Annotated in this window: 23 protein-coding genes and 1 riboswitch; of the genes, 17 read left to right on the top strand and 6 right to left on the bottom strand. The window is 70.8% G+C overall.

The window, feature by feature from the left end; all coding sequences use genetic code 11:
• The first annotated feature begins 30 nt into the window (after positions 1-30).
• The 4 genes from FM051_RS39190 to FM051_RS39175 all read left to right on the top strand — a co-directional run bounded on the left by FM051_RS39190 (position 31) and on the right by FM051_RS39175 (position 3,432).
• Entirely contained in the window at positions 31-1,815 is a 1,785-nt protein-coding gene (locus FM051_RS39190; RefSeq protein WP_158852187.1) for a thiamine pyrophosphate-requiring protein, read from the top strand.
• Between the two features lie 9 nt (positions 1,816-1,824).
• A complete protein-coding gene (locus FM051_RS39185; protein ID WP_158852186.1) occupies positions 1,825-2,811 on the top strand; it encodes a TIGR03557 family F420-dependent LLM class oxidoreductase in 987 nt (328 codons plus the stop codon).
• Positions 2,811-3,005, top strand: a complete 195-nt coding sequence (locus tag FM051_RS39180) for a hypothetical protein (protein ID WP_158852185.1) — start codon at positions 2,811-2,813, stop codon at positions 3,003-3,005. The genes FM051_RS39185 and FM051_RS39180 overlap by 1 nt, the downstream gene beginning before the upstream one ends.
• Positions 3,006-3,141: 136 nt before the next feature.
• Positions 3,142-3,432 (top strand): WhiB family transcriptional regulator, encoded by a 291-nt coding sequence (locus FM051_RS39175; RefSeq protein WP_158852184.1) that lies wholly within the window; start codon positions 3,142-3,144, stop codon positions 3,430-3,432.
• 318 nt (positions 3,433-3,750) lie between these two features.
• Here FM051_RS39175 and FM051_RS39170 read toward each other — a convergent pair whose 3' ends face one another.
• The gene (locus FM051_RS39170; protein ID WP_158852183.1) at positions 3,751-4,542 is read right to left on the bottom strand and encodes a SigB/SigF/SigG family RNA polymerase sigma factor; all 792 of its coding nucleotides are present in this window, start codon (positions 4,540-4,542) and stop codon (positions 3,751-3,753) included.
• Entirely contained in the window at positions 4,539-4,970 is a 432-nt protein-coding gene (locus tag FM051_RS39165) for an ATP-binding protein (RefSeq protein ID WP_238412969.1), read from the bottom strand. The genes FM051_RS39170 and FM051_RS39165 overlap by 4 nt, the downstream gene beginning before the upstream one ends.
• A 125-nt stretch (positions 4,971-5,095) precedes the next feature.
• Here FM051_RS39165 and FM051_RS39160 point away from each other — a divergent pair, with 125 nt between their 5' ends.
• Entirely contained in the window at positions 5,096-5,875 is a 780-nt protein-coding gene (locus tag FM051_RS39160; RefSeq protein WP_158852181.1) for an ATP-binding protein, read from the top strand.
• Between the two features lie 71 nt (positions 5,876-5,946).
• Here the strand turns inward: FM051_RS39160 and FM051_RS39155 are convergent, their stop codons facing one another.
• Positions 5,947-6,366: an STAS domain-containing protein gene (locus tag FM051_RS39155; RefSeq protein WP_158852180.1), complete on the bottom strand. Its 420-nt coding sequence runs from the start codon at positions 6,364-6,366 to the stop codon at positions 5,947-5,949.
• Positions 6,367-6,809: 443 nt separating this feature from the next.
• On the opposite strand from FM051_RS39155, the gene FM051_RS39150 reads away from it, so the two are divergent.
• The 8 genes from FM051_RS39150 to gcvP all read left to right on the top strand — a co-directional run bounded on the left by FM051_RS39150 (position 6,810) and on the right by gcvP (position 14,640).
• A complete protein-coding gene (locus tag FM051_RS39150) occupies positions 6,810-7,049 on the top strand; it encodes a hypothetical protein (RefSeq protein ID WP_158852179.1) in 240 nt (79 codons plus the stop codon).
• A gap of 201 nt (positions 7,050-7,250) precedes the next feature.
• Positions 7,251-7,838, top strand: a complete 588-nt coding sequence (gene clsA / locus FM051_RS39145; protein WP_158852178.1) for a cardiolipin synthase ClsA — start codon at positions 7,251-7,253, stop codon at positions 7,836-7,838.
• Positions 7,839-7,896: 58 nt separating this feature from the next.
• Entirely contained in the window at positions 7,897-8,280 is a 384-nt protein-coding gene (gcvH, locus tag FM051_RS39140) for a glycine cleavage system protein GcvH (RefSeq protein WP_123748469.1), read from the top strand.
• Positions 8,281-8,393: 113 nt separating this feature from the next.
• Positions 8,394-8,855 (top strand): glycogen accumulation regulator GarA, encoded by a 462-nt coding sequence (garA, locus tag FM051_RS39135; RefSeq protein ID WP_033427969.1) that lies wholly within the window; start codon positions 8,394-8,396, stop codon positions 8,853-8,855.
• Between the two features lie 14 nt (positions 8,856-8,869).
• Complete coding sequence (gene ftsR / locus FM051_RS39130; RefSeq protein ID WP_158852177.1) at positions 8,870-9,565, top strand: transcriptional regulator FtsR; 696 nt, start codon at positions 8,870-8,872, stop codon at positions 9,563-9,565.
• A gap of 143 nt (positions 9,566-9,708) precedes the next feature.
• Positions 9,709-10,182, top strand: coding sequence for a bifunctional nuclease family protein (locus FM051_RS39125; protein WP_053720858.1), 474 nt, complete (start codon positions 9,709-9,711; stop codon positions 10,180-10,182).
• 645 nt (positions 10,183-10,827) lie between these two features.
• A complete protein-coding gene (locus tag FM051_RS39120) occupies positions 10,828-11,394 on the top strand; it encodes a MerR family transcriptional regulator (RefSeq protein WP_158852176.1) in 567 nt (188 codons plus the stop codon).
• 93 nt (positions 11,395-11,487) lie between these two features.
• A riboswitch (glycine riboswitch) is annotated at positions 11,488-11,581 on the top strand.
• A 170-nt stretch (positions 11,582-11,751) separates the two neighbouring features.
• Entirely contained in the window at positions 11,752-14,640 is a 2,889-nt protein-coding gene (gcvP, locus tag FM051_RS39115) for an aminomethyl-transferring glycine dehydrogenase (RefSeq protein WP_158852175.1), read from the top strand.
• 129 nt (positions 14,641-14,769) lie between these two features.
• On the opposite strand, the gene FM051_RS39110 is transcribed toward gcvP, so the two are convergent.
• The gene (locus tag FM051_RS39110) at positions 14,770-15,174 is read right to left on the bottom strand and encodes a DUF3224 domain-containing protein (RefSeq protein WP_158852174.1); all 405 of its coding nucleotides are present in this window, start codon (positions 15,172-15,174) and stop codon (positions 14,770-14,772) included.
• 49 nt (positions 15,175-15,223) lie between these two features.
• Between FM051_RS39110 and FM051_RS39105 the strand changes: the two genes are divergently transcribed.
• Genes FM051_RS39105 through FM051_RS39090 form a run of 4 tightly spaced genes read left to right on the top strand, consistent with a single transcriptional unit; the run spans position 15,224 to position 17,845 of the window.
• Complete coding sequence (locus FM051_RS39105; RefSeq protein WP_158852173.1) at positions 15,224-16,183, top strand: helix-turn-helix transcriptional regulator; 960 nt, start codon at positions 15,224-15,226, stop codon at positions 16,181-16,183.
• A gap of 50 nt (positions 16,184-16,233) precedes the next feature.
• The gene (locus tag FM051_RS39100) at positions 16,234-16,584 is read left to right on the top strand and encodes an ArsR/SmtB family transcription factor (protein ID WP_158852172.1); all 351 of its coding nucleotides are present in this window, start codon (positions 16,234-16,236) and stop codon (positions 16,582-16,584) included.
• Entirely contained in the window at positions 16,584-16,859 is a 276-nt protein-coding gene (locus FM051_RS39095) for a hypothetical protein (RefSeq protein WP_158852171.1), read from the top strand. Before FM051_RS39100 ends, FM051_RS39095 begins: the two co-directional genes overlap by 1 nt.
• 2 nt (positions 16,860-16,861) lie before the next feature.
• Positions 16,862-17,845, top strand: coding sequence for an NAD(P)-dependent alcohol dehydrogenase (locus FM051_RS39090; RefSeq protein WP_158852170.1), 984 nt, complete (start codon positions 16,862-16,864; stop codon positions 17,843-17,845).
• Here FM051_RS39090 and FM051_RS39085 read toward each other — a convergent pair.
• Together FM051_RS39085 and FM051_RS39080 are read right to left on the bottom strand one after the other, a co-directional pair.
• Positions 17,842-19,620 (bottom strand): substrate-binding domain-containing protein, encoded by a 1,779-nt coding sequence (locus tag FM051_RS39085; protein ID WP_158852169.1) that lies wholly within the window; start codon positions 19,618-19,620, stop codon positions 17,842-17,844. The genes FM051_RS39090 and FM051_RS39085 overlap by 4 nt on opposite strands.
• Positions 19,621-19,718: 98 nt before the next feature.
• Positions 19,719-20,609 (bottom strand): 3-methyladenine DNA glycosylase, encoded by an 891-nt coding sequence (locus tag FM051_RS39080; protein ID WP_420803653.1) that lies wholly within the window; start codon positions 20,607-20,609, stop codon positions 19,719-19,721.
• Positions 20,610-20,681 lie beyond the last annotated feature (72 nt).

The raw sequence follows: 20,681 nt of genomic DNA, 5'->3' as shown, positions 1-20,681 counted from the left end.
GGTAACCCCTGCCTTTCGAGGGAGGGCGCCATGACCACCACCGTCGCCGACTTCGTGCTGCGCCGCCTCCGCGACTGGGGCGTCGACCACGTCTTCGCCTATCCGGGAGACGGCATCAACGGTCTGGTCGCGGCCTTCGGGCGCAGCGACGACCAGCCGAGGTTCATCCAGTCGCGGCACGAGGAGATGTCCGCGCTCGAAGCCGTCGGGTACGCGAAGTTCAGCGGACGCGTCGGCGTGTGCCTGGCCACGTCCGGGCCCGGCGCGATCCACCTGCTCAACGGCCTGTACGACGCCAAGCTCGACCACGTGCCGGTGGTCGCCGTCGTCGGGCAGACCGCCCGCACCGCGATGGGCGGCAGCTACCAGCAGGAAGTCGACCTGCACGCGTTGTTCAAGGACGTCGCGTCCGAGTACCTGGTCGACGTGACGGTGCCCGAGCAGCTGCCCAACGCGCTGGACCGGGCCATCCGGACCGCCGAGGCGCAGCGCGCGCCGACCGCGGTGATCATCCCGGCGGACGTGCAGGAACTGGAGTACACGCCGCCCGAGCACGCGTTCAAGCACGTGCCGTCCAGCGCGCCGAGCCACTCGTGGGCGACCGCCGTGCCGTCGCAGGACGACGTGACCCGCGCCGTGGAGGTGCTGAACGCGGGGGAGCGGGTGGCGATCCTCGTCGGACAGGGCGCGCGGGGCGCCGCCGACGAGGTGCGCGAGATCGCCGACGTGCTCGGCGCGGGCGTGGCGAAGGCGTTGCTGGGCAAGGACGTGCTGCCCGACGACGAGCCGTGGGTGACCGGTTCGATCGGACTGCTCGGCACCCGGCCCAGCTACGAGCTGATGCGCGACTGCGACACGTTGCTGATCGTCGGCTCCAGCTTCCCGTACTCGCAGTTCCTGCCGGAGTTCGGCTCCGCGCGGGCGGTGCAGGTCGACGTCGACGGCCGGATGATCGGCATGCGCTACCCGACCGAGGTCAACCTCGTCGGTGACGCCGCCGCGACGTTGCGGGCGATGCTGCGCGCGTTGCGGCGCAAGGAGGACCGGTCCTGGCGGGAGACGGTCGAGCACAACGTCGCCGACTGGTGGGAGACGTTGCAGGCGCAGTCCTTTGTGGACGCATCGCCGGTGAACCCGATGCGGATCATGTGGGAGCTGTCGCCCCGGCTGCCCGAGGACGCGATCGTCACCGCGGACTCCGGGTCGGCGGCCAACTGGTACGCGCGGCTGGTGAAGATGCGCGGCCGGATGCGCGGGTCGCTGTCGGGGACGCTCGCCACCATGGGCGCCGGCGTGCCGTACGCGATCGGCGCGAAGTTCGCCCACCCGGACCGGCCCGCCGTGGCGCTCGTCGGCGACGGCGCGATGCAGATGAACGGGCTCGCCGAGCTGATCACCATCGCCCGCTACCACGGCGAGTGGGCCGACCCGAGGTGCGTGGTGTGCGTGCTGCACAACAACGATCTCAACCAGGTGACGTGGGAACTGCGGGCGATGGGCGGCGCGCCGAAGTTCGAGCAGTCCCAGGTGCTGCCCGATATCGGGTACGCGGCCTTCGCCCGGTCGATCGGGCTGGACGGCATCGACGTGGACGACCCGGTGGACCTCGGCGCGGCGTGGGACCGGGCGTTGTCCGCGTCCCGGCCCGTCGTGCTGGACGTGCGGTGCGACCCGAACACGCCGCCGATCCCGCCGCACACGACGTTCGAGCAGACCAAGGCCACCGCCGAGGCGATGCTGAGGGGCGATCCCGATGCGTGGGACGTGGTCAAACGCGGCGTTCGGACCAAGGTTCAGGAAATCCTGCACGGGTAACCGTTGGCCATGGTCAGCATCGGTTACTTCCTCTCCAGTGAGGAGTTCGGACCTCGTGAGCTCGTGCGGCAGGCGCGGTGGGCGGAACAGGCGGGCTTCGAGCGGCTGTGGATCTCCGACCACTACCACCCGTGGAACGGCGAACAGGGCGACAGCCCGTTCGTGTGGTCCGTGATCGGGGCGCTGTCCGAGGTCACCTCGTTGCCCATCACGACCGCCGTCACCTGTCCGACGCTCCGGATTCACCCGGCCGTGGTGGCCCAGGCCGCCGCGACGGCCGCCGTCCAGTGCCGCGGCGGGTTCACCCTCGGGGTGGGCACCGGTGAGGCGCTGAACGAGCACATCTTCGGCGACCGGTGGCCGTCCGCGCCGGAACGGCTGGAGATGCTGGAAGAGGCCGTCGAGGTGATGCGGGCACTGTGGACGGGCCACGAGGTCAGCCACCGCGGCAGGCACTACACGGTCGAGAACGCCCGGCTCTACACGCTGCCGCCGTCACCGGTTCCGGTGTACGTGTCGGCGTTCGGGCCGAAGGCGGCGGTCGTGGCCGGCCGGATCGGGGACGGCCTGTGCTCCACCATGCCCGACGCGTCGCTGATCTCGAAGTTCCGCTCAGCCGGTGGCGAGGGCAAGCCGACGCAGGCCGGGTTCAAGGTGTGCCACGCGTCGTCCGCCGAGGCCGGCGTGAAGACCGCCCACCGGTTGTGGCCCAACGAGCACCTGCCCGGCGAACTGGCCCAGGTGCTGCCGACGCCCCGGCACTTCGAGCAGGCGTCGACGCTGGTCACCGAGGAGATGGTGGCGTCCGCGCTGCCCACCGGGCCGGACCCGCAGCGGTACGTGGACGCGGTCCGCGAGTACGCCGACGCGGGCTACGACGAGGTGTACGTGCAGCAGATCGGGCCCGACCAGGAGCAGTTCTTCTCGTTCTGGGCCGATTCGGTGGCGCCCGCGCTGGGTCGTTCACCGGTGGGTTCGCAGCAGGGAGGTGCGTGATGACCGATCCGAACGAACGTCCGCTGGACGAGACCGAGCAGCTGGACGAGGACGAACTCGACGTCGACCCGCTCGAGGGTGGCATCGACCCGCCCGAGCACTGGAGCGGCGCCGACCGCCACGGCACCACTCAGCGCGAGCTGCGCGAGCGGGAGAGCCTGGACGAGCGGTTGGCGCAGGAGGAACCGGAGTAATCCGACACGGTGGTCCGGCGTGGGTCAACCCCTTTGGCCCACGAATCCATCCGATGAGGCGCAGCACGTTTGCCCTCCCCCGACCAGCGGGTACGCCGTGATCAAGCACCTGTGACACCGCAAGGGGGTTCATCCGATGACCAGCACCGCGCGCCTGCCGAAGCCCGTGACCGACGTCTGGGACTGGCAGAAGGACGGGCTGTGCCGAGGCCGGGACAGCGCCGTCTTCTTCCACCCGGACAACGAGCGGGGCTCCGCCCGCGCCGCCCGTGAGGACAAGGCGAAGCAGCTGTGCGCCCGCTGTCCCGTCGTGGTCCGGTGCCGTGAGCACGCGCTCGCGGTCCAGGAGCCGTACGGCGTGTGGGGCGGCATGGGCGAGGACGAGCGCCGCCGAATCATCGCCAGCCGCCGCCGCTCCGCCGCCTGACCAGCACAGCTCTGCCCGCAGCACAGCTCTGCCCACCGCACGTTCTGCCGCCCGACCCGCCCAGTTCACCGCCGCCCTGGCAGACCGCAGCACTCCGGTCGTTCCCCCCGACCGATCCGCACCCCTGACCGATCCGCACTCCGGTCGCTCCGCCCGACCGGTCCGACCGAGCCGGCCGCCCCGGCCTCCACCCCAGGGGCCGAATCCCCGGAACATGCCGAGGCCGCCTGACCCGGAAGTCAGGCGGCCTCGAATCGTGTCGGCGTATTCGTGTTCGGCGTAGTCGTGTCGGCGTCCCACCCGGTCGCGCGGTGAGTCCTATTCGGTCAGACCTTCGCGCAACTGCCGCAGCGTCTTGGCCAACAGCCGCGACACGTGCATCTGCGAGATGCCGACCTTCTGCGCGATCTGAGTCTGCGTCATGTTCCCGAAGAACCGCATCACCACGATCTTCCGCTCCCGCTCCGGCAGCTTCTCCAGCAACGGGTGCAGCGCCTCCCGCTGCTCGATCGCCTCCAGCTCCGGGTCCTCCTCGCCGAGCGTGCTGCCCAGCGAGATGGAGCTGTCGTCGGCCACGAGCAGGTCGTCCAACGACGCGCTGTGGTAGGCGTTGCCCGCCGCCAGTCCCTCGTGGATCTCCTCGCGGCTCAACCCGAGGTGCTGCGCCAGCTCGCTCGGCGTCGGCGCCCGACCAAGCTCCTGCGACAGCCGGGCCGACCCGGCGTTGATCGCCAGGTGCAGCTCCTTGAGCCGCCGCGGCATGCGGACCGACCAGCTGGAGTCCCGGAAGTACTTCCGGACCTCCCCCATGATCGTCGGCACCGCGAACGACAGGAAGTCGCTGCCCCGCTCCGGGTCGAACCGGTCCACCGCGTTGATCAGGCCGACGGTCGCGACCTGCACCAGGTCGTCGTACGGCTCACCGCGGTGCCCGAACCGGCGCGCGATGTGCTTGGCCACGGGCAGGTGCTCGGTCACCAGCTCGTCGCGCAGCCGCTCCCACGCAGGGTCTTCCTTGGCGGTCGCGGCGAGCTGGACGAACAGCGGCGCCAGGTGGTCGTAGTCCCCCTGCGCGCCGGACCGCGTCGTGCCCCCGTCCGACCCCGTCACGCATCCACCGTCCCCAGTGACCGCTTGACCAGGTCGATGTGCACCTCGTACGCGTCCGCCTGCGGCGCGACCCACGTCGTGACCGAGTCGACCAGCGCGCTCAGCACGCGCCACCCGAAGCTGTCCCGGTCAGGAGGCGCCGACCGCTCCGAACCCACCTTGGTGAACACCTGCACCGAGCCGTCCACCACGATGAACTGGGCGCTGAGCACCGCACCCTGCGTGGCCAGCGAGATGAGCGTCGAGCACGCCTCGTCCACCGCCAGCTTCAAGTCCTCGATGGAGTCCAGGTCGAAGTCCTGGCGCATGGCGATGTCGGCGGCCACGGCCCGGACGATCGACAGCTGCGTGGGGTCGGCCGTCATCCTCAACTCGACCCCGGCCAGGGCGTTCTCCGACTCACCGCTCCGCGGCTCAGTGTGCGACACGCTCACCTCGTCGTCCGTTCTGTCTCGTTGTGTTGCTGAAGCTAGCGGTACCCGAACTGATCGTCGCTCACACGTGTAGCCGACGCGCGGGCTGGGAAGACTGACTGGTGCGACGGGGAGGGCTTGTGACCGATCAACTCGCGGACCACCACTGGGGAGTGGAGTTCCCGGCACAGGCCGGGCAGCTCGCGGCGGTCCGCGCCCGGCTCGACGACTGGCTGGCCGGTGAGGGCCTCGGCGAGGACGACCGGTACGACCTGCTCATCGCGGTGAACGAGGCGGCCAGCAACGCCGTTGAGCACGCGTACGGCCCCGACCAGCCCGGCACCGTCCACATCGACGCCGAGGCACGGCCCGACGGCACCGTGCGCGTCGTCGTCGCCGACTGCGGCACCTGGCGCGTGCCGCCGCCCGCCCTGTCCAGCCGAGGTCGCGGGCTGCTGCTGATGCGCGAGAACGTCGACGAGGTGCTGGTCGACCGGCAGCCGAGCGGCACGACCGTCACCCTCGTCGTGACGCCGCGGCACAGACGTCGCGGCACGTTCGCCGCCGCGCCACCACTGCCGCCGCCACGGCCACCGGCGCCGCCCGAACCCGTGCACGTCACCGCGCGCGAGGGCTGGGTGGAGGTGCTGGTGCTCGGCGACGTGCCCGCGCCCGCCGCGCCCGCCATCCGCCGCCGCATCCTGACCGCCGCCCGCGGCGGTTCCGTGCCCGTCGTGGTCGACCTGCGCGCCCTCGGCGAGCGCAACGAGGGCCTGATCCGCAGCCTGCGGGCGGTCGCCGAGGCGGCCGCGGCGGCGGGCAACCGGGTCGTCGTGCGCGCGCCCGAAAACGGCCACGCCCGCCGCGCACTCGTCGCGGCGGGCGTTGATCAAGTCATCGACTTGGTGCCGCACGTCTAGACCCGTTCGGTCTCTGTGGTCTCTGTGGTCTCTGTGGTCTCTGTGGTCTCTGTGCGTTCAGGCATCTGCCGTCAGCGGACCTCGTCGGCCTCCAGCGCCTGCTCGACCGACTCGAACACGCTGAACACCTCGCCCAGGCCGGTGGCGGCCAACGGTCGCGTCACCGCGCGCTCCACCGCCGCGACGCGGAACGCCGCGCCCCTGCGCTTGGCGTGCTGCGACGCCTCCACCAGCACCGCCAGGCCGGCCGAGCCCAGGAAGCTCACCCTGGACAGGTCCAGCACGAGCGTGCTGCTGGCATCGAGGTGCTGCAGGACGTCCGCCCGCAGCTGCGGGGCGGTGAGCATGTCGACCTCACCGCTCACCGCCACCACGGTGACGCCTTCGGCCACGGTGCGGACGGCGAGCCCGAGCTGCCCGGCCCGCGGGCTGTTGGCCGCGGCGGACTCGGCTCCGCTCGTCGCCACGACGTCCGGATCCTGAACCGTCACGAGGCTCTCCTCTTCAGCTGGAATCGCTGGGTGGGAAGCCCGGGCACGCGAACGCGCGCAGCACGGATGAGCAGCGTGGCGGAAACGTGCCCGCTAGCCGGACTTCCCGGCGCGGCTGTTGGCTCAACCGCTGCGCCACCCACCGTACGTAGCCCGTGGCGACACCACAAGCTCGTGGGCGGCATCATGATCAGTACCAGTGTAGTGCGGCTTTCGGTGTGCGGCGGGTGACGCACGGTGAACGGTTTGGAGCCGGCGAGGCCGGTTACACCTCGGGAGAAGCGGTTCGAAGGGTTCTGCGCAACTCGTCGACTCCAACCGTCCGGTGGGCGAGGACGCGGCCGGAACCGGAGGTGGGCTCCACCACAGTCGCGCAGAATCCGGTGCGGGGGATAACGCCGCGAAGGTCGTGAGCGACACCCTTGGTGGAGGGATTGAAGAACATGAGCACCAGAACGGAAACCGAGTCCGAGCCGGCTAAGCCCAGGGCAGCGCGTGCCGGCACAACCGGCGCGGGTCCGCTGCCCACAGCCCCGTGCAGCGTGGTCTGGAGCAAGGGCCACGCCTACGTGCTCGAAGGTTTCCGCGCCCGTTGGGTCGGCGTCGACGACCGGGGTCGTCCGCAAGCGCTCAGCGGTGACGAACTGCAACGCCGCGGCTGGAGCCGCACCCGCGCCCACTGACCCACCCCACACGCGCCCACCACCGCGTGTGTCCAACGCTCAACCCGCGTGTGTCCTACACCCAGACCGCGTGTGTCCTACGTTCGGAACACCCGAGTTGAACGCTCGGAACACGCGAGTCCACCCGGACACCGCGCGTCCTCCGGTCGATCACAGCGAGTCGGCCATCGGGGCACGTCGGGCGGCCTCTAGAGTTCGTGCGTGCCGCGCGATCCAGCCGACCGGCTGCTGACCATCCCGAACGCGCTCAGCGTGTTGCGGCTGCTCGGCGTGCCCCTGTTCCTGTACCTGCTGCTCGGCCCGCAGGCCGACGGCTGGGCACTGGTGGTGCTGGTCGCCGCGGGCCTGTCCGACTGGCTCGACGGCAAGATCGCCCGCTGGCTCGACCAGACCAGCAAGCTCGGCGCCCTGCTCGACCCGGCCGCCGACCGGCTCTACATCCTCGCCACGCTGCTCGCCTTCGTCGTGCGCGGCATCGTGCCCTGGTGGGTGGCGGTGGTGCTGGTCGGCCGCGAAATCATCGTCGGCGCCTGCCTGCCCGTCCTCCGGGCCCGCGGCTACGGCCCGTTCGAGGTCAACTACCTCGGCAAGGCCGCCACGTTCAACCTGCTCTACGCGTTCCCCATGCTCCTGCTCGCCCAGGGCACCTCCACGGCCGCGCAGATCGCCCGTCCGGTGGCCTACGCGTTCATGATCTGGGGCGGCGCCCTCTACCTCTGGTCGGGCGTGCTGTACGTCTACCAGTTCACCCTCGCGTTGCGCCGACGGCCGGGGGTCGCGCCCGGCTGAACGCGACGTGGGAAGATCCGGCAGCGAAGATCCACCGTCATTGAAGGAGCACACCGCGGTGATTCCCGAGGAGCTCAAGTACACCGAGGAACATGAGTGGGTGCTGCGCACAGGTGAGGACACTGTGCGCGTGGGCATCACCGACTACGCCCAGGAGCAGCTCGGCGACGTCGTGTTCGTCCAGCTCCCCGAGCTCGGCGAACAGGTCGCGGCCGGTCAGACGCTGGGTGAAGTGGAGTCCACCAAGAGCGTCTCGGACATCTACGCGCCGCTCGCCGGTGAGGTCGTCGCCCGGAACGACTCGCTGGACCAGCAGCCCGACCTGGTGAACTCTGACCCGTACGGCGAGGGGTGGATGGTGGAATTGCGGCTGGAGGACCCGTCCGCGGTCGACGACCTGCTCGACGCCGCCGCTTACCAGGAGCTGGCGGCGGCGGAGTGACGTCGATCTTCCGGCGGCTCTTCGGTTGGTTGGGGAGCCGCTCCTCAGACAAGGGTTCGGGCACGATAGGTTCTAGCGGTCTCGAAGGTTCCAGCAGCAGGAGGAGAGCTCAGGTGAGCACGAACGACGGGCCAGGCGTTCCGCCCGAGCAGTCCCCGGAGCGGACCTCCGTTTTCCGGGCCGACTTCCTCGCCGAGGTCGAGGGCGCCGAGGCACCCGCCCAGGAGCCGGCCGTCGCCGGTGTCGACGCGCTGCCCGCTGGGTCGGCTCTGCTCGTGGTCAAGCGCGGCCCCAACGCGGGGTCGAGGTTCCTGCTGGACCGCGACACGACCAGTGCGGGTCGGCACCCCGACAGCGACATCTTCCTCGACGACGTGACGGTGTCCCGCCGGCACGCCGAGTTCCGCCGCGAGGGTGGCGAGTTCGTGGTCATCGACGTGGGCAGCCTCAACGGCACCTACGTCAACCGCGAGCCCGTCGACCAGGCGGTGCTGGCCAACGGCGACGAGGTGCAGATCGGCAAGTTCCGCCTGGTGTTCCTGACCGGTCCGGGCGCCGGGGGCCAGGGGGCCTGAGCGATGGGGCTCCGGTGACGGCGGCCGGGCGGCCACGCGGGGGGTTGAGCATCGGAGCGGTGCTGGCGCAGCTCCGATCCGACTTCCCCGACGTCACCATCTCCAAAATCCGGTTCCTGGAGTCGGAGGGGCTGGTCCGCCCGGCGCGCACGGCCTCGGGGTACCGCCAGTTCACGACGGCGGACGTCGAGCGCCTGCGGTACATCCTGGCCGCGCAGCGGGACAGGTACCTGCCGCTGAAGGTCATCAAGGAGCAGTTGGACGCGGCCGACCAGAGCGCGTCCAAGGCGTTGCGCGCGGTCGACCTCACCCCGACCGCCGGGCACCGGGTCACCCGCGAGGACCTGCTGGCGCGGGCGGGCATCGAGCCCGGCGTGCTGGCGGACCTGGAACAGCACGGCCTGATCAGGGCCGGTGCGGGCGGGTTGTACGACCACGAGGCGGTGCAGATCGCGTCGACCGTGCGGGCGATGGTCGAGCACGGGTTGGAGGCGCGTCACCTGCGCCCCTTCCGCGCCGCCGCCGACCGGGAGGTCGGGCTGGTCGAGCAGGTCGTCGGCACCCTGCACCGGCAGCGTGACAGAGCGCGAGCCGACGAAGTCGTGCGGGAGTTGGCGGCGCTCTCGGTAACCCTGCACACACTCCTCGTGAAGGTCGGTTTGCGAGATGTCGCAGGTGGTGTCGCAGGTGGCCGCGTTTCGTCGAGGTGAACACGTGTCCGCATCGTGATCCGAAGGTGCCGGGCGGTTGCGCACACAGCCCGCTTGGCGGGTAGCGTCGAACGGGTACGTGGGGGATCCTCGTTGGTAGCGGGGACGCCAGAATTTCAGCGCGCTGAGGGAGGCGAGACCCGATGAGCGAAATGCGCGTCGTCGGCGTGCGGGTGGAACTACCTGCCAACCAGCCGATCCTGCTGCTGCGCGAAACCGAGGGCGAACGGTACCTGCCGATCTGGATCGGATCGGTCGAGGCCACGGCGATCGCGTTGGAGCAGCAAGGTGTCCGTCCTGCCCGGCCGTTGACGCATGACCTGCTCAAGGACGTCATCGGTGCCCTCGGCCGGCAGCTGGAGCAGGTCCGGATCACGGACTTGCAGGAGGGCACGTACTTCGCGGAACTCGTGTTCGACGGTGACATCCGGGTGTCCGCGCGGCCCAGCGACTCCGTGGCGTTGGCGCTGCGGATCGGTGTGCCGATCCACGCCGAGGAGTCGGTGCTGGCGGAGGCGGGCCTCATCATCCCGGACGAGCAGGAGGACGAGGTCGAGAAGTTCCGCGAGTTCCTCGACTCCGTCTCGCCGGAAGACTTCCGCGGCGCCGACACGTAGCCGACGACCGCCCGCCGCTGTGGTCGGGTGGTCGCGTGTGCCCTGGTGGGCACGTGCAGTCGCGTCATGCTTGGAATGGGTCCCGTGCAGGGGCCCTGCTTCGTCCTGCGGGCGTTGCCGCAGGTCCCGGAACGCTTCCCGCAGGGGTCCCCGCCGAGGGGGCCCCTGCTTTGATTCTGCCGCCCGCGATGGCTGCCGGCTCCGGGCGTGCCCGATGGCCCTGGCCCACTTGGTGCCGGGCCGCACGGCGAGCGTCGCGTCGGTCCCGCGAGAAGTGCGACCGGTCGGGCGACACCTACGAGGGGCCGGGACGTCGGCCGTGTGCCGTGAACGACCCCTCGTAGGTGTTTGCGGTGCGTTGTGGATCAACGCTGCATGCCACCCCCCGGTGTCACACCCATGGGTTACACAACGTCAACGTTATTCCGCTAAACGATCACTAAACGTCACCCGAATGGCTTACATCGGGCGACGCTCTAACCCTCTACTTGACGTTTACGTCAGACACGCCCCGCGCGTCGCGTTGACCTGCCCCCTAGGCGGTCTTACCGTCGAGCTCAGGTGAATTGCCACGGTGTGATTCGGACACCGCGGCGGCTTCACGTTGGTCGCCGGTCGTCGTGACCGGACCGAGGGGAGGCAGGCGTGGTCGAGGAAGCGCCCATCCGGGCCGGATCCGGCGAACAGGGTGAACTGTTCCCGGACTCCTCGCTGCCGGACGAACTCGTCGGGTACCGCGGCCCCGCCGCGTGCCAGATCGCGGGAATCACCTACCGCCAGCTGGACTACTGGGCACGCACGGGGCTGGTCAACCCGACCATAAGGAGTGCCCACGGCTCGGGTAGCCAACGGCTCTACTCGTTCAAGGACATCCTGGTCCTCAAAGTCGTCAAGCGGCTCCTGGACACCGGTGTCTCGTTGCAGAACATCCGGGTCGCGGTCGACCACCTGCGCCGCCGCGGCGTCCAGGACCTGGCCCGGATCACGCTGTTCAGCGACGGCACCACCGTCTACGAGTGCACTTCGCCGGAGGAGGTGGTGGATCTGCTCCAGGGCGGCCAGGGGGTGTTCGGCATCGCGGTGAGCGGTGCGATGCGGGAGATCAGCGGCACGATCCACGAGTTCCCCGCCGAACGCGCTGACGGCGCCGAGATCGTGGACGCGGCCGACGACGAGTTGTCCCGCCGCCGCCGCACCCGGGCGATCGGTTGAACCCCCGGCGAACGCCGGTAAACCGTTGAGATCCACGTCGCGCCCGCGATACCGCGGGCGCGTCAGCCGGGTACGATTTCGCACGTAGTCGCTTTATCCCGCGCGGGAGAGTCCGAGGCAGCAGTCTCGGCGCCGAAGGAGCAACTCCTCCCCGGAACCTCTCAGGCGCAAGGACCGCGCGGGTGAGACGCCTCTGGAAAGCGGGTCGGCCAAACCGGATCGACCCCGCCGACGGTGCAAGCCCGCCAGCCGGGTGAAGCTCTCAGGCTGCCCGCCGACGGGCAGAAGACAGAGGGGGAGGGCAACGGCAGAAGTGTTTCCCCTGCGGGAAACCGGCCCAGCCCTGGAGGCGCATCAATGACGCAGGACCGCATCCCCCTCGCCGCACTCGAGCACGGCACCCCGTTCGCCGACCGGCACGTGGGCCCGCGGCCCGCCGAGCTGGCGCGCATCCTCGACGTGATCGGCGTCGGCTCCCTGGAAGAGTTGGCGCAGCACGCCGTGCCCGAGTCGATCCGCGAGCGCGACCTGGTGCTGGACCTGCCGTCGCCCGCCACCGAGACCGAGGCGCTGGCCGAACTGCGCGCCCTCGCCGCCCGCAACCGCCCGATGACCCAGATGATCGGTCTCGGCTACTACGGCACCACCACGCCGCCGGTGATCCGCCGCAACGTGCTGGAGAGCCCGGCCTGGTACACCGCGTACACGCCGTACCAGCCGGAGATCTCCCAGGGCCGTCTCGAAGCGCTGCTCAACTTCCAGACCATGGTCGGCGACCTGACCGGCCTGCCGCTGGCGAACGCCTCGATGCTGGACGAGTCCACCGCCGCCGCCGAGGCGATGACCCTGGTCCGCCGCGCGGGCCGGTCGAAGTCGGACAAGTTCGTGGTGGACGCGGACACGCTGCCGCAGACCCTCGCCGTCATCGAGACCCGCGCCGAGCCGCTGGGCATCGAGATCGTCACCGCCGACCTGTCGCAGGGCCTGGAAGGGCTCGGTCTGGGCGGCGACTACTTCGGCGTGCTGCTGTCGTACCCCGGCGCGTCCGGCGTGGTCCGCGACCACGCGGGGGTGATCGCGGAGATCCACAAGGCCGGCGCGCAGGCCGTGGTCGCCGCCGACCTGCTGTCGTTGACGCTGCTGCGCCCGCCCGGCGAGATCGGCGCGGACGTCGTCGTCGGCACGACCCAGCGGTTCGGCGTGCCGATGGGGTTCGGCGGTCCGCACGCGGGCTACATGGCGGTGCGGCAGGGCTTGGAGCGGCAGCTGCCCGGACGGCTCGTCGGCGTGTCGGTCGACGCGGACGGCTCGTTGGCCTACCGCCTGGCGCTGCAGACGCGTGAGCAGCACATCCGCCGGGAGAAGGCGACCAGCAACATCTGCACCGCGCAGGTCCTGCTCGCGGTGATGGCCTCCATGTACGCCGTCTACCACGGGCCGGAAGGGCTGAAGGCGATCGCGTCCCGCGCCCACCGGATGGCGACCGTGCTGGCGGCGGGCCTGGCGGAGGCGGGCGTCGAGGTCGTGCACGGCGAGTTCTTCGACACCGTGCGGGCGCGTGTCGAGGGCCGTGCCGCCGACGTCGTGTCCGCCGCGCGTGACCTGGGTGTGAACCTGTGGCAGGTCGACGCCGACGTGGTGTCCATCGCGTGCGACGAGACGACCACGCGCGAGCACTTGGAACTGGTGTGGAAGGCGTTCGGCGTGACCGTCGCCGACGTGGACGGCCTGGACGCCGACACCGCCGACGGCATCCCCGCCGACCTGCGCCGCACCAGCGACTACCTGACCCACCCGGTGTTCCACTCGCACCGCTCCGAGACCGCGCTCCTGCGCTACCTGCGCGCGCTGTCGGACAAGGACGTGGCGCTGGACCGCAGCATGATCCCGCTGGGCTCGTGCACGATGAAGCTCAACGCGACGGCCGAGATGGAGCCGGTCACGTGGCCGGAGTTCGCCGAGCTGCACCCGTTCGCGCCCGCGTCGGACGCTTCCGGGTTGTTGACGATCGTCGGTGACCTGGAGCGGTGGCTGGCCGAGGTCACCGGCTACGACGCGGTGTCGTTGCAGCCCAACGCGGGCAGCCAGGGCGAGTTCGCGGGTCTGCTGGCGATCCGCGCGTACCACCGGGCGAACGGCGACGCGCACCGCGACGTGTGCCTGATCCCGTCCAGCGCGCACGGCACCAACGCCGCGTCCGCCGTGATGGCCGGGATGCGGGTCGTGGTGGTCAAGTGCGACGAGCACGGCAACGTGGACGTCTCGCACCTGCGCGCGACGATCGAGGAGCACCGCGACTCGCTGGCCGCGATCATGATCACCTACCCGTCGACGCACGGTGTGTACGAGGACACCGTGCGCGAGGTGTGCGGGCTGGTGCACGACGCCGGTGGTCAGGTGTACGTCGACGGCGCGAACCTCAACGCGCTGATCGGGCTCGCGCAGTACGGCAAGTTCGGGTCGGACGTGTCGCACCTGAACCTGCACAAGACGTTCTGCATCCCGCACGGCGGCGGCGGTCCCGGTGTCGGGCCGATCGGTGTGCGGTCGCACCTCGCGCCGTTCCTGCCGAACCACCCGCTGCAGCCGTTGGCCGGTCCGGCTTCCGGTGTCGGTCCGATCAGCGCCGCGCCGTGGGGTTCGGCGTCGATCCTGCCGATCTCGTGGGCGTACGTGCGGATGATGGGCGCGGACGGGCTGCGCCGGGCGACGTTGACGGCGGTGGCGGCGGCGAACTACGTGGCGCGGCGGTTGGACGAGCACTTCCCGGTGCTCTACACCGGTGAGGACGGGTTCGTGGCCCACGAGTGCATCCTCGACCTGCGGCCGATCACGAAGGCGACCGGTGTGACGGTGGACGACGTGGCGAAGCGGTTGGCGGACTACGGGCTGCACGCGCCGACCATGTCGTTCCCGGTGGCGGGGACGCTCATGGTGGAGCCGACCGAGAGCGAGGACCTGGGCGAGATCGACCGGTTCATCGAGGCGATGATCGCGATCCGGCACGAGATCGACCGGGTCGGGTCGGGCGAGTGGCCGGTGGACGACAACCCGCTGCGCAACGCGCCGCACACGGCGGCGTCGATCACGGCCGAGTGGAACCACCCGTACAGCCGTGAGGTGGCGGTGTTCCCGGCGGGCACGTCGGCGCCGAAGATCTGGCCGCCGGTGCGCCGCATCGACGGCGCCAAGGGCGACCGGAACCTGGTCTGCTCCTGCCCGCCCGTCTCCGCCTACGGCGGCTGATCGGCACATCATCCCGCTCGGGAACCCTGGTTGCGAGTTCGCGCTCGCGACCAGGGGTTTGTGCTGTGCGGGGACCCACGACCCGGCCTGGGCGACCCGCACAGGCCGGGTCGCCACCCGACGTCTCGATCAGGGCAGGTGGTAGTCCAGTTCGAACCGGCCCGGCTCGCCCTGGGCCCAGGTGATGCGGCCGGTGCCGGTGAGGCCGGTCAGGGCGTCGGTGGCGGAGACGACGGTGACGGTGGCGTCGGCTACGCCGTCCCGGTAGCCGCCGGTGTGGTGGAGGACGAAGGTGCCCTTGCGGCCGTCCAGGGTGCCGGTGACGACCTCGTAGGCGGTCGAGACGCAGGAGTCGTCGTCCGGGTACGACATGACGAATCGCATGTCGCCCACGGCTTCCAGGGCGCCGCTGTACGCGACGGTCATGGCGCCGGTCGTCTGCTTCGGGCCGGTGACCTCGTCGTAGCGCTTGCCGTCCCAGGTGTGCTCGTCCCAGCTCTTCATCTCGGCACCGGCGGTGGCGTGTGTGGTCATGGCGGGAATCGTGCCGGGCATACCTGACAGCTCCTGTCAGGATGGGTCGATGCGCGCGAGTCGGTTGTTGTCCCTGCTCCTCCTGCTCCAGTCACGCGGGCGGATGACGGCTCAGGAGTTGGCCGACGAACTGGAGGTCTCGGTCCGCACCGTCTACCGGGACGTCGAAGCGCTCGGTTCGTCCGGTGTCCCGGTGTACGGCGATCGCGGGCCGGCCGGCGGTTACCAGCTGGTCGACGGCTACCGCACCCGGCTCACCGGGTTGACCACCGAGGAGGCCGACTCGCTGTTCCTCGCCGGTATGCCGGGCCCGGCGGCCGAACTCGGGTTGGGCGCGGTGGTGGCCGCGGCGCAGCTCAAGGTGCTCGCCGCACTGCCGCCGGAGCTGCGGTCGCGTGCGGCGCGGGTGCGGGAGAGGTTCCACCTGGACGCGCCGGGCTGGTTCCGCGGCAACGAGGGGACGCCGCACGTGGCCGAGATCGCGGAGGCCGTGTGGCAGCAACGACGCCTCCGCATCCGGTACGTGCGGTGGGCGCAGGTCGAGGTGGAGCGGACGGTCGAGCCGCTCGGCCTCGTGCTCAAGGCCGGGACCTGGTACCTCGTCGCGCGCACCGACGACCTGCGCACGTACCGGGTCTCGCGGGTGGTGGAGCTGACCGCGTCGGACGAGCCGTTCGACCGGCCGGAGGGGTTCGACCTCGCCGAGTACTGGCGGGGCTGGTCGGAGCGGTTCGAGGAGCGCATGTACCCGATGCGGGTGACGGTCCGGATGACGCCGAACGGGCTCAAGAGCGCCCAGGTCCTGCTCGGCCTGGTCGCGGCCCGTGAACTCCGCGAGGTCGAGCCCGAAGGCGACTGGACGACCGTGCGGGTGCCGGTCGAGTCGTTGGACCACGCGGTGGTCGACCTGCTCCGCCTCGGTCCGGAGGTCGAGGTGCTGGAACCACCGGAGCTGCGGGAGCGCGTCATCGCCAGGATCGCCGCGATGACCGCTGTCTACCAGCGGTGAACGTGCTACGGTTACACGTGTAAGAGAATTCTTACATGTGAAGGAGCGCCATGACGGGCAGCCGGCCGACCGGTGACGAGCTGGTCGAGGTGCTGGCCGCGCTGTCCAACCCGTTGCGGCTGCGCATCGTGGCCACGCTGGCGGGCGGGCGCGACTACGTGAGCCACCTCGCCCGCGTGATCGGGGTGAGTCGGCCGCTGCTCCACATGCACCTGCAACGGCTGGAGGCGGCCGGTCTGGTCGTCGGCAGCCTCGAGCTGTCCGAGGACGGCAAAGCCATGAAGTACTTCGAGGTCGCGGACTTCGACTTCACCCTCACCCCGTCGGCGCTGGCCGAGGCGGTCCTGACCCTGACCACAGCGGACCAGAAGCGCGGTCCGGCACGCGAGGAGCCTTCCTGATGGATCTCAGCGAGACGACCTGGCCCGCCGCCATCCTCACGGTCGGCGTCCTGTTCCTGGTCCTGGTCTTCGTGATGTTCCTGCTCAACAGCTTCCTGGAGATGCGCAAGGCGAAGATCGACGCCGGGCAGGCCGAAGGGCTGCGACAGCTCGTGCGCCGCTACGAGCAGCTGGCCGAGAACACCCTGGACGTCCAGCAGCGCACCGCCGCCGACCTGGCCGACCTGCGCACCCGCACCGCGTCCGTCGAACACATCCTCAGAACGGTGGAGTGACCATGAAGGCGATCGTGCACGACGAGTACGGCGAGCCGGACGTGCTGGACTTCCGGGAAGTCGACCGGCCCGAGCCGGGCGGGAAGCAGGTGCTGGTGCGCGTGCACGCGGCGGGGGTGAACATCGCCGACTGGTTCATCATGACCGGCACCCCGTACATGGTGCGCCTGGCGGGCTTCGGGTTGCGCAGGCCGACGAAGCGGCCCGTACCCGGCACGGACGTCGCCGGCACCGTGGAGGCCGTCGGCAGCGCGGTCACCCGGTTCAAGCCCGGTGACGAGGTGTTCGGCGAGGGCCGGGCGACGTTCGCCGAGTACGCGTGCGCCGACGAGGACGACCTGGTCGCCAAGCCCGCGAACGTGACGTTCGAGGAGGCCGCGGGCGTGCCGCTGGCCGGGATCACCGCGTTGCAGATGCTGCGTGACGCCGCACGCCTGTCCTCCGGGCAGCGGCTGCTGGTCAACGGCTCGTCCGGCGGCATCGGCACGTTCGCGGTGCAGATCGCGAAGTCGATGGGCGCGGAGGTGACCGCGGTGTGCGGCCCGCGCAACGTCGAGCTGGTGCGGGAACTGGGCGCGGACCACGTCGTGGACTACTCCCGCGAGGACTTCACGCACACCTCCGAGCGGTACGACGCGATCCTCGACCACGTCATGAACCACCCGTTCTCCGCGCTGCTGAAGCTGCTCACGCCCACCGGTGTGCTCATGCCCAACAGCGGCAACGGCGGCAAGTGGCTCGGTGGGGCCCGGCACACGATCAAGGCCGCCGCGCTCTCGCCGTTCACGCGCCGCCGGCTCGCGCCGCTGCTCGCCCGGACCACGCGCGCCGACCTGGAGGAAATGGCCCGCATGATGGAATCCGGGCAGCTCGGGACCGTTGTCGGCGGCACCTACCCGTTGAGCGACGCGGCACGGGCCGTCCAGCACGTCGCCGAGGGCCACGCCCGCGGCAAGGTCGTCATCACCGTCCAGAGCACGGGCTAGCTGGACAGGAGTTGGCCGAGGGCGGCGTCCACACCGCGACCGTCCTCGACCACCGACAGCGTGCCGCCGGTGGACCGGGCCAGTTCGGTCAGCGGTTCGCGTTCCGGGTCGGGGCCGAGCGCGATGACGTCGATCACGACGTCCTTGCCCGGCTGCTTGACCGCCGCGAGCCGCGACGTCAGCTGCTCGAACGTCAGCCCGCCGTCGTTCACGCCGTCGGTGAGCACCACGATCCGGTTGCGCTTGCCGTCCTGGTGGTCGGCCAGCATCCGCTCGTACAACGCGAGCACGCTGGTGTAGAGCTGGGTGGCGCTCTGCGGCTTCAGCGCGGCCACGCCGTCCAGCAGCGCCTGCCGCTGCCCGGCGACCGGCCCGGTGGGCACGACCTGCCGGTACGGCTTGTCGCCGTCGAGCTGCCGGGAGAACTCCCACAGCCCGAGCGACCCGGACAGCGACCGGTTGACCTGCCCGGACAGCGCCTGCTTCACCCAGTCCATCCGGCTGCGGCCCTCGCCGCCGGGTTCCTCCATCGACTTCGACGTGTCCACCAGCACGGTGACGACCTGGCCGTTGTCCGCGGTCGCCCACGCGGCCGAGATCTGCTGGGTCGTGTTGGCGTCGGCGGGCGTGAGCATGTCGGTGACGGCGGCCCAGCGGATGCCGGGCGACGGCTTGGGCCGCTCGGTGGTGGCGTCGACCCGCAGGCCCGCGCCGGCCAGGATCTTCTGCTGGTCGTCCTCGCGCAGGAACTCCCGGAACGCCTGCGACGCGCGCACCTGGGCCTCACCGACCCAGTCGCCCGCCAGCGGCACGAACGGGAAGTCCGCGATCGGCGTCGGCCCGCCCGCCGCCACCCCGTACAGGGGCTGCGCGGGCGCCGTGCCGCTGTCCTTGCCGGTGTTGTGCCGGTACAGGTCCACCTCGAACACCGGCACCGCGCTGAACCCGGCCGCGTTCACGGCGGTGTCGCCGGACAGCTGGTTCAACGCCTCCCACGTGCCGACGGGCGTCTGCGCCGGCTTGGACGACGCCAGCCTGCTCATCGTGCTCTTCACCGGGTCGAGCGCCAGCATCTCGGTGGTGACGGGCCCCTTGCCGTCGGGGCTCGCGCCGGCCAGCGCCGACTGCACGGCCATCGCGGTGGCCGAGTTCGTCGCCGGATCGGGCATCGCCACCTTGAACTGGCCCCACTCGGGGTGCCCGAACCTGCCCCAACCGTCCGCCGCGCTGGTCAGGTCCGGCAGGTCGGTCCACCGGAACCCGGCACCGGACTGCACGGCCTGCGCCGGCTCCTGGTGCAGGGCGAGCAGCACGGGGCTCGCCGCGATCGACTCGGGCGCCGCGCCGAGCAGGGTGGCGTTCTGCGCGCCGAGCCGGTTCGCCCACAGCATCGAGTCGGTGATCCACGCGTGCGGGCGTTCGCCGAGCTTGGCGGTGTCCCAGCCCTGGGTGAGGCCTTGCAGCACGACCTCGGAGTCGATCGACTGGACCTCGACCTGGATGCAGTGGTCGTAGACGACGGGCCGCTGCTTGCTCCACGCCTCGGCGACCTGCTTGACCGCCTCGGCGACGTTGGGCGTCGCGGAGACCCGGAGCAGCGCCTCGCCCTCGTTGCACTCACCCGCCTGTGCGGCGGCACGGCGTTCCAGGATGCCGCCGACCCAGCTCCAGCCGAGCCAACCGAGCACCACGAGGACCACCAGGGCGACGATGGCCACCGGCCACGTCGCGATGCCGCGCCGCACCTTCGTCCGCAGCGCGCGGTGTCGAGACATCGTCTTCCCTCTCAGCGTCCGACCGACTACGGCTGGCGAATCCCGACCGGCGTCACGCTAACAGGTGACAACTGTGAAGTGGGTGAAGTCACTCGGAGTCATCCCGCGGTGACGAGACCGGCCGACAGCACCCGGGTCAGCTCGATCAGCCGGGCTCGCAGCGGCGCGGCGGCCTCGGCGAACGCGCTCTGCTGCCGCACGTACTCGGCACGGCCCTCGGTCGTCTCGATCGGCACCGGCCGGTAGCCCAGCCCCGTCAGGTCGTACGGGCTCGCCCGCATGTCCAGCTCGCGGATCCGCAGCGCCAGCTCGAAGCAGTCCGCGACCAGCTCGGACGGGGTGGCCGGGTCGAGCTTGTAGGCCCACTTGAACAGGTCCATGTTCGCGTGCAGGCAGCCCGGCTGCTCCAGCTCCACCTGGGTCTCGCGGGTCGGCTGGAGGGCGTTGCGCGGCCGGGCGTCCGGGGTGAAGAAGCGGAACGCGTCGAAGTGCCCGCACTGCACCCGCTGCGACTCCACCACCCGGTCGGTGCCCGTGCTGCCCAGCCGCAGCGGCCACGCGTTGTGCCGCACCTGTTCCGGCTGCTGCCGGTAGACCATCGCCCATTCGTGCAAGCCGAAGCAGCCCAGTCGGGGCACGCGGCCGGCGGTGGCGGTGAGCAGTCGGCCGGCGAACACGATCGTGTTGGCCCGTTCCCGCGCGAACGCCTCCACGTCCAGCGTTACGCCGTCGTCGGTGCGCTTGTAGACGGGCCACTTGAGGTAGGCGCGCGCCGCGTCGCCTTCGAGGACCACGCCGGGGCCGGGGTGCCAGCGTTCCAGCCGGGACGGGCGTTGCGAGTAGTACGAGAAGAGGAAGTCCAGCACGGGGTGCTTGACGCCGGCGGCCTTGCGCTCGTGGTGCGGGCCGGTCCAGCGCCGGACGCGGTCCGCGTGCGCGTCACGGCGCGCGGTCCACTCGGCTTCGGACAAAACGACCCCCACAACCAGCCAGGGTACTTCCCCGCGGACCGGTGCCGGGCCGAGACCGGTGCGCGATGACACCACCTCACGTGCCTCGCG

The sequence above is a fragment of the Saccharothrix deserti genome (genome assembly GCF_009769385.1).
Taxonomy (GTDB): Bacteria; Actinomycetota; Actinomycetes; order Mycobacteriales; family Pseudonocardiaceae; genus Actinosynnema; species Actinosynnema deserti.
This window is presented reverse-complemented; position numbering and strand designations above follow the sequence as displayed.